This is a genomic window from Gordonia sp. i37 (genome assembly GCF_002043085.1).
Taxonomy (GTDB): domain Bacteria; phylum Actinomycetota; class Actinomycetes; order Mycobacteriales; family Mycobacteriaceae; genus Gordonia; species Gordonia polyisoprenivorans.
Map to the genome: position 1 here is coordinate 1 of NZ_MVPX01000459.1, position 7,018 is coordinate 7,018.

Below are 7,018 nucleotides of genomic sequence, written 5' to 3' on the forward strand. Positions count from 1 at the left end.
GTCGATGTCCTCGCCACGCTGGGCGGCGCGCGCCATGATCGAGGCCCGATTCGTGGACAGTTCACCGTTCAAATACGCAGTGCGGATCAGTGGGAGTTCTTTGAGGAGGTCCGCCAGCGCTATCCAGCTGCCGGCTTTGCTGCGGGAGATCGTGAATTGTAGGGAGACTTCGGCGCGTGCGAGTTTGTCGGCGTGCTCGATCACCGAGCCCCATACCTCGACCTCGGACTGGCCCGCCAAACGCTCGCGATACACCCGATCCGCCAGCGCGGCGGCTGCCAGGACCGCGCGCGCTTCATGTTTGCGGGACTCGCGGAGCAGGTCCGGGCCGGTTTCGGTGAGCTCATCGCGCGACATCGACGTGATTGCGGCAGCGTCGGCATCCGGATCGGTGAACGTCAATGTGGTCGACATCCGAACAACCTCCCCCTCCCGCGATCGGACTTGATGAGAACAAGTGTACGAAGGGGTACCGACAAAACCGGCGCGGCAGCGGTCGGTGCGACAAAATCTGTGGACAACTTCTTTAGGGCGCGTCGACTGCGCGTCGATGTGGTTGCGATACCTCTCATCTCGCCGGGTCTCGAGGCTCGCCGCACGCGGCTCGCACCTCGACCATCGAGGGGAAGGGGCGAGCGTCGGATGGCGGAAACCCTCGACCACCGGGGAGGAACGGTCGAACATCGGTCAGGAAACGGCCATTTATCCGTTCTGATGGTCGAGGCCTCGAGACCCCTCTCGCCGATGAGTATCCGCACCACCCGCCGAGCCGAACCAGCACCGGCGCAAGCGGTCTCGAGGCGCCGCACGCACCTCGACCATCGGGGGAAGGGTTGATCACCGGATCGAAGGCCGGCGATCAGACCGCGGCGTCGAGCCTCGCGCGTTGCTCGGCGGTGAGGGTCAGCTCGGCGGCGTCGAGGGCTGCGTCGAGTTGGGCCAACGTGCTGACGCCGACGATCGGCCGGATCACCGGGGAACCACCAAGTAGCCAGGCAAGGACCACCTGCCCGGGCGTGGCGTCCAGCTCGGCTGCGACGCTGCGCAATTCGGCCAGGCGTCGGGTTGTTCCCGGGTGGTCGTAGGCCTCGGGGAACGGTCGGTCGGCGCGGTCGAAGCTGCCCTGGATCAGCGGGCTGTACGCCCACAGTTCGATCTCGGGATGGGTGGTGAGGTAGTCAATGGTCTCGTCGGTGACGAACCCGAAGCGGTGATCCTTGCCCGGCACCACGGTGTCCGGGCGTGGCCGGACGTACGACGTCGACAGTTGCAATGCGGTGAACGGTTCGGTGCCGGCGACCGACGCCAGGGCGCGCGCCTGCTCCACGCGCCACGTCGGATGGTTCGAGATACCGATCCGTCCGACCACGCCGTCGTCGACGAGTCGGCCGAACGTCGAGACCACTTCGGCCATCGGCGTCCGTCGGTCCTCCAGATGCGCCCAGTACAGATCGATGTGATCGACCTGGAGCCGCGCGAGGCTGGCCTCGATCGAACGCATGACGACCTCGTGACCGAGACCGACGACCTCACCCGGCCGTCCGGGAACGGGCTCCGGCCCAACCTTCGTCGCCAGCGTCACTCGCTCCCGGACACCCGGGTTGTCGGCGAACCACCGGCCGAGCATCTCCTCGCTCTGTCCGCCCGATCCCGTCCCCGACGCCCAGAACGCATAGCAGTCCGCGGTGTCAAGCGTTGTTCCGCCACGTTCCAGGAATCGTTCGACCAGCGCGCGGGAAGTGGCGTCGTCGGTGCGCGTGCCGAAGTACATACATCCGAGGACCAGGGAATCAGTGGACATGCAGACAGGCTAGTCGCCGGGTTTCGCGATAACGAGGTGACGATTCGCGATACAGGACATTGCGCTTGCAGAAGTTAGCGGAGGTCACAGAAATCTCGGCTTGTCGACCCTGCGAACGAGTTGTATCCTGGGGTTACCGGCGAGTAACTTAGCGGTCGTTCGGTCGTGTTCCCTTCAGAGCATCCACCGGGCGTTTGCACGAGTTCACCTGCCGACACATCCAGCGACCACCCGCGAGGGATTCAGCCCGCGTCAGATAGGAATCCAAATGGGCCACTACAAGAGCAACATGCGCGACCTGCAGTTCAACCTCTTCGAGGTCTTCGAACTGGACAAGGTGCTCGAGTCGGGGGAGTTCGGCGATCTGGATCATGAGACCGCCGTGGACATGCTCCGCGAGGTCCGGACTCTGGCCGAGGGCCCGATCGCGGAATCCTTCGCCGAGGCCGACCGCAACCCGCCGGTCTTCGACCCGGAGACCCACAGCGTCACCATCCCGGAAAGCTTCAAGAAGTCCTACAACGCCCTCGTCGAGGGTGGCTGGGACAAGGTCGGCGTCAACGAGGAGCTCGGCGGCATGCCGGCGCCCCGATCGCTGTACTGGGCAATCGGTGAGATGATCCTCGGCGCCAACCCGCCGGTGTTCATGTACGCAGCAGGCTCGGGCTTCGCGAACATCTTCTACGACAACGGAACCGACGAGCAGAAGAAGTGGGCCGCCATCTGCTCCGAGCGCGGCTGGGGCGCCACGATGGTGCTCACCGAGCCCGACGCCGGCTCCGATGTGGGCGCCGGACGTACCAAGGCTGTTCAGCAGGAGGACGGCTCCTGGCACATCGACGGTGTGAAGCGCTTCATCACCTCTGCCGACCAGGACATGACCGAGAACATCTTCCACCTGGTGCTCGCCCGCCCCGAGGGCGCAGGCCCGGGCACCAAGGGGCTGTCGCTGTTCTTCGTACCGAAGTTCCATTTCGACTTCGAGACAGGTGAACTCGGCGAGCGCAACGGCGTTTTCGTCACCAACGTCGAGCACAAGATGGGCATCAAGGCGTCGGCCACCTGTGAGGTCACCTTCGGCCAGCACGGCGTCCCGGCCAAGGGCTGGCTCGTCGGCGAGGTTCACAAGGGCATCGCGCAGATGTTCCAGGTGATCGAGCATGCGCGAATGATGGTGGGCACCAAGGCGATTTCGACGCTGTCGACCGGTTACCTCAACGCTCTCGACTACGCCAAGGAGCGTGTGCAGGGCGCCGACATGGTGCAGATGACCGACAAGGCCGCACCGCGGGTCACCATCACGCATCCCCCCGACGTCCGGCGTTCGCTGATGACCCAGAAGGCATATGCCGAGGGTCTGCGCGCGATCTACCTCTACACCGCATCGCACCAGGATTCCGTTGCCGCACAGATCGTCTCCGGCGCCGATCCCGAGATGGCGCACCGAGTCAACGACCTGCTGCTGCCGATCGTCAAGGGTGTCGGCTCCGAGCGTGCCTACGCCAACCTCGGCCACGAGTCGCTGCAGACCTTCGGTGGCTCGGGCTTCCTGCAGGACTACCCGATCGAGCAGTACATCCGTGACTCGAAGATCGACTCGCTCTACGAGGGCACGACCGCCATCCAGGCGCAGGACTTCTTCTTCCGCAAGATCATTCGCGACAAGGGGCAGGCCCTCGCGCATGTTGCCGGACAGATCCAGTCGTTCATCGACACCGAGGCCGGCAACGGTCGCCTCAAGGCCGAACGCGCGTTGCTCAAGACCGCTCTCGAGGACGTCCAGGCCATGGCCGCCTCCCTGACGGGCGATCTGATGGGCGCGCAGGAGAACCCGAAGGACCTCTACAAGGTGGGGCTGGGCTCGGTGCGCTTCCTGATGTCGGTCGGCGATCTGCTCATCGGCTGGTTGCTCCTGCGTCAGTCCGAGATCGCGCTGGCCAAGCTCGATGAGGGCGTGACCGGCGACGACAAGTCTTTCTACGAGGGCAAGGTCGCCGTCGCGAGCTTCTTCGCCAAGAACATGCTCCCGCTGCTCACCTCGATCCGCACCACCGTCGAGAACATCGACGGCGAGATCATGGAGCTCGACGAAGCCGCCTTCTGACACACAGAACACCGCACGAGCCGAGGGGCCGGGATCTCCGTCGAGATCCCGGCCCCTCGGCGATCCGGCGCATACTGGACGACGTGAGCGCACGGACCTTCCGGATGCACTCCGTCTGGCACCTGCCCTTCGACCACCACATCGTGCTGGCCGCGCTCGCCGACGCCGACTCCTACCCCACCTGGTGGCCGCAGGTCCGCGAGGCGACAAGGGTCGACGACACCTCCGGCGATGCGGTGCTGCGGTCATTGCTGCCGATATCGCTTCGGGTGCACGTGCGTGAGGACATCGTCGACCCCGCGGCCGGCGTCCTGCAGGCGCGCGTGGACGGCGACCTGACGGGGTGGACGCGGTGGACCATTTACCCAGGTACTCCCGCCGACGGCTGTCGGGCCGAGTTCCGTCAGGTCGTCGACCTCACCACACCGCTGCCGCTCCCCCTCATCCGCGTCGGCCGTCCGATCTTGCACGCGAACCACCGGTTCATGATGTGGTCGGGTAGGCGCGGTCTGATCCGGCATCTGAACTGCGCGCGGATCAGGGGCGAATTCTCATATTGACACGCATCGCAGGCACCGATCGGCACCCATGGCCGGGCGCGCATACGTAGCGTGAATTGCGGGGGCGTGAGACACGGGGGACCCGACCACGTGAGGTGACACCAGATGAAGGCACTCGTTTTCCACGGTCCCGGCCAGAAGGCCTGGGAGGACGTCCCCGACCCGAAGCTCAGCGAACCCACCGACGTCATCGTCAAGATGGATACGACGACGATCTGCGGCACCGACCTGCACATCCTCAAGGGTGACGTTCCCGCGGTCACTCCCGGCCGCATTCTCGGACACGAGGGCGTCGGTACGATCACCGAGGTCGGCGACGCCGTGACCACGCTGGCCGTCGGCGACCAGGTGATCCTGTCCTGCATCTCCTCATGCGGGAAATGCTCGTTCTGCAAACAGGGCGTCTACTCGCACTGCCTCGGTAGCGAGGGCACGTCGGGCATCGGCTGGATCTTCGGCCATCTCATCGACGGCACCCAGGCCGAGTACGTGCGGGTGCCCTACGCCGAGAACTCGGTCCACAAACTGCCGTCGGCGGTCAGCCCCGAGCAGGGCACGTTACTCTCCGACATCCTGCCCACCGGCCACGAGATCGGCGTCCGCCACGGGGCGGTGAAACCCGGTGATGTGGTCGCGGTGATCGGGACCGGCCCGGTCGGGCTCGCCGCCATCGCCACCGCCGGCCTCTACGGGCCCAGCCGGGTCATCGCCGTCGACATCGACGCCAACCGGGTCGAGCAGGCCCGCCGGTTCGGGGCGACCGACGGGGTCGTGTCGACCTCGTCGGGTTGGCGCGAAGAGATCCTGGCGATGACCGACGGACTCGGCGTCGATGTCGCGATCGAGGCCGTCGGCATTCCCGACACGTTCCAGATGTGCCTCGACATCGTCCGCCCCGCAGGCCATGTCGCCAATGTCGGTGTGCACGGCAAACCCGTCGAGTTGCCCATCCAGGACCTCTGGATCTCCAACATCGTGATGTCGATGGGCCTGGTGAACACCAATACCCTTGGCACACTTCTGAAGTTGGTGGCACAGCGCCGTATCGACCCGGAGCCGTTCATCAGCCACCGATTCGGGCTCGGCGAGATCATCGACGCCTACGACGTGTTCTCCCGTGCGGCAGAAACCAAGGCGCTCAAGGTGATCATGAGCGCCTGAGATTCCCCGAGAAACCACCACGGCCGCGTCGGACCCGAGGGTCTGACGCGGCCGTGACCGTGAGAGGACTTGTGCCAGAACTACTTCGGTGGCATCCGGATGCCGCCGTCGACGCGGACGACCTCGGCGTTCATGTAGGAGTTGGTGACGAGCTCGACGACCATCGACGCGAGTTCGTCGGGCACGCCGAGACGACGCGGGAACAGCACCGACTCGCCGAGCTTGGCCTTGAATGCCTCGGCGGCCTCGCCCTCACCGTAGATCGGGGTGTCGATCAGGCCGGGGGCGACGGTGTTGACGCGCACGCCCACGGCCGCGAGGTCACGCGCGACCGGCAGGGTCATGCCAACGACGCCGCCCTTGGACGACGAGTACGACGCCTGGCCGATCTGGCCGTCGAATGCCGCGACGCTCGCCATGTTGACGATCGCGCCCCGCTCGTTCGATTCCAGCGGCTCGTTGCGGCTCATCGCGGTGGCGGCCAGCCGGATGGCATCGAAGGTGCCGATCAGGTTGATCGCGATGACCTTCTTGTACGCGTCGAGGTTGTGCGCGGAAGCGAAGTCACCGTCCTTGCCGATGGTGCGCTGCGCCCAGCCGATACCGGCCGAGTTCACCAGCACCCGCAGCGGGCCCAGCTCGGTCGCCTGGTTGACCGCGTTCTCGAGATCCTCGGTCTTGGTCACGTCCACAGCGACGAACTTGCCGTCGATCTCCTTGGCGAGCTCACCACCCTTTTCTGCGTTGAGGTCGGCGATGATGACCTTCGCCCCCTTGGCCGCCAGCTGGCGAACCACCGCGGCGCCGATGCCCGACGCCCCACCCGTCACGATTGCACTTGCTCCGTTGATATCCACGTCGACAGACTACGACGCCGTGTGACTGGTCTAACAACCCGGGGCCGAGCGATCATTCGGTAAGTGACCGGCCTTCGAACACTGCGACGAGCTCAGCCCGCCTCGCAGACTCCATCGAGGGGTCCAGCCGCCCGCACCTGCGCAACTCACACACCCCGTGCAGCGCGCTCCACAGCAGTTCCGCGCGCACCTGAACACCGACGTCCTCACCGAGGGCATCCCCGCCACCGAGCGCCTCGACGAAGATCGAGAATGCGCGACGCATGATCTCAGGAGTCTCGTCGTGAGCGAACCGCGCGGCGATCGGCATGGCGAACATCGCCTCGTACGTAGCCGGATTGCGTTGCGCGAAAGCAAGATACGCATCGATGAGGCCGCCGACCCCGCCTTCGGTCTCCGTGCCGCCGGACACCGACGCGACGAACTCCGCGAATCCGAGCAACGCCACCGCCGTCACGATCTCGTCGCGCCCGCCGGGAAAATGCTGATAGAGGACTGGCGGCGTGTATTCGATCTCGTCGGCCAGCCGGCGGGG

General features: G+C 65.6%; 6 protein-coding genes and 1 pseudogene. 3 read left to right on the top strand and 4 right to left on the bottom strand.

What is annotated here, in order from left to right:
- Both B1964_RS22530 and B1964_RS22535 read right to left on the bottom strand, forming a co-directional pair.
- A pseudogene (locus B1964_RS22530) lies at positions 1 to 414 on the bottom strand (HNH endonuclease); the annotation flags it as partial.
- Between the two features lie 445 nt (positions 415 to 859).
- Positions 860 to 1,801, bottom strand: coding sequence for an aldo/keto reductase (locus B1964_RS22535; protein ID WP_079931354.1), 942 nt, complete (start codon positions 1,799 to 1,801; stop codon positions 860 to 862).
- A 268-nt stretch (positions 1,802 to 2,069) separates the two neighbouring features.
- Between B1964_RS22535 and B1964_RS22540 the strand changes: the two genes are divergently transcribed.
- The 3 genes from B1964_RS22540 (at position 2,070) to B1964_RS22550 (ending at position 5,626) form a co-directional block, all read left to right on the top strand.
- A complete protein-coding gene (locus B1964_RS22540; RefSeq protein ID WP_079931355.1) occupies positions 2,070 to 3,905 on the top strand; it encodes an acyl-CoA dehydrogenase in 1,836 nt (611 codons plus the stop codon).
- Positions 3,906 to 3,988: 83 nt separating this feature from the next.
- On the top strand, positions 3,989 to 4,465 hold the full coding sequence (locus B1964_RS22545) for an SRPBCC family protein (protein WP_253194127.1): 477 nt from the start codon (positions 3,989 to 3,991) through the stop codon (positions 4,463 to 4,465).
- Positions 4,466 to 4,570: 105 nt separating this feature from the next.
- Positions 4,571 to 5,626, top strand: coding sequence for a zinc-dependent alcohol dehydrogenase family protein (locus tag B1964_RS22550; RefSeq protein ID WP_006369437.1), 1,056 nt, complete (start codon positions 4,571 to 4,573; stop codon positions 5,624 to 5,626).
- 80 nt (positions 5,627 to 5,706) lie between these two features.
- Here B1964_RS22550 and B1964_RS22555 read toward each other — a convergent pair whose 3' ends face one another.
- Both B1964_RS22555 and B1964_RS22560 read right to left on the bottom strand, forming a co-directional pair.
- Positions 5,707 to 6,483, bottom strand: coding sequence for an SDR family NAD(P)-dependent oxidoreductase (locus B1964_RS22555; RefSeq protein ID WP_014358650.1), 777 nt, complete (start codon positions 6,481 to 6,483; stop codon positions 5,707 to 5,709).
- Between the two features lie 52 nt (positions 6,484 to 6,535).
- Positions 6,536 to 7,018 (bottom strand): TetR-like C-terminal domain-containing protein (locus B1964_RS22560; RefSeq protein WP_079931357.1); only part of this gene is annotated, 483 nt, incomplete at its 5' end.

Excerpts from the sequence above, each read along its gene's own strand:
- B1964_RS22535 (WP_079931354.1), bottom strand. The coding sequence starts at position 1,801 with ATGTCCACTGATTCCCTGGTCCTCGGATGTATGTACTTCGGCACGCGC.
- B1964_RS22540 (WP_079931355.1), top strand. The coding sequence starts at position 2,070 with ATGGGCCACTACAAGAGCAACATGCGCGACCTGCAGTTCAACCTCTTC.
- B1964_RS22550 (WP_006369437.1), top strand. The coding sequence starts at position 4,571 with ATGAAGGCACTCGTTTTCCACGGTCCCGGCCAGAAGGCCTGGGAGGAC.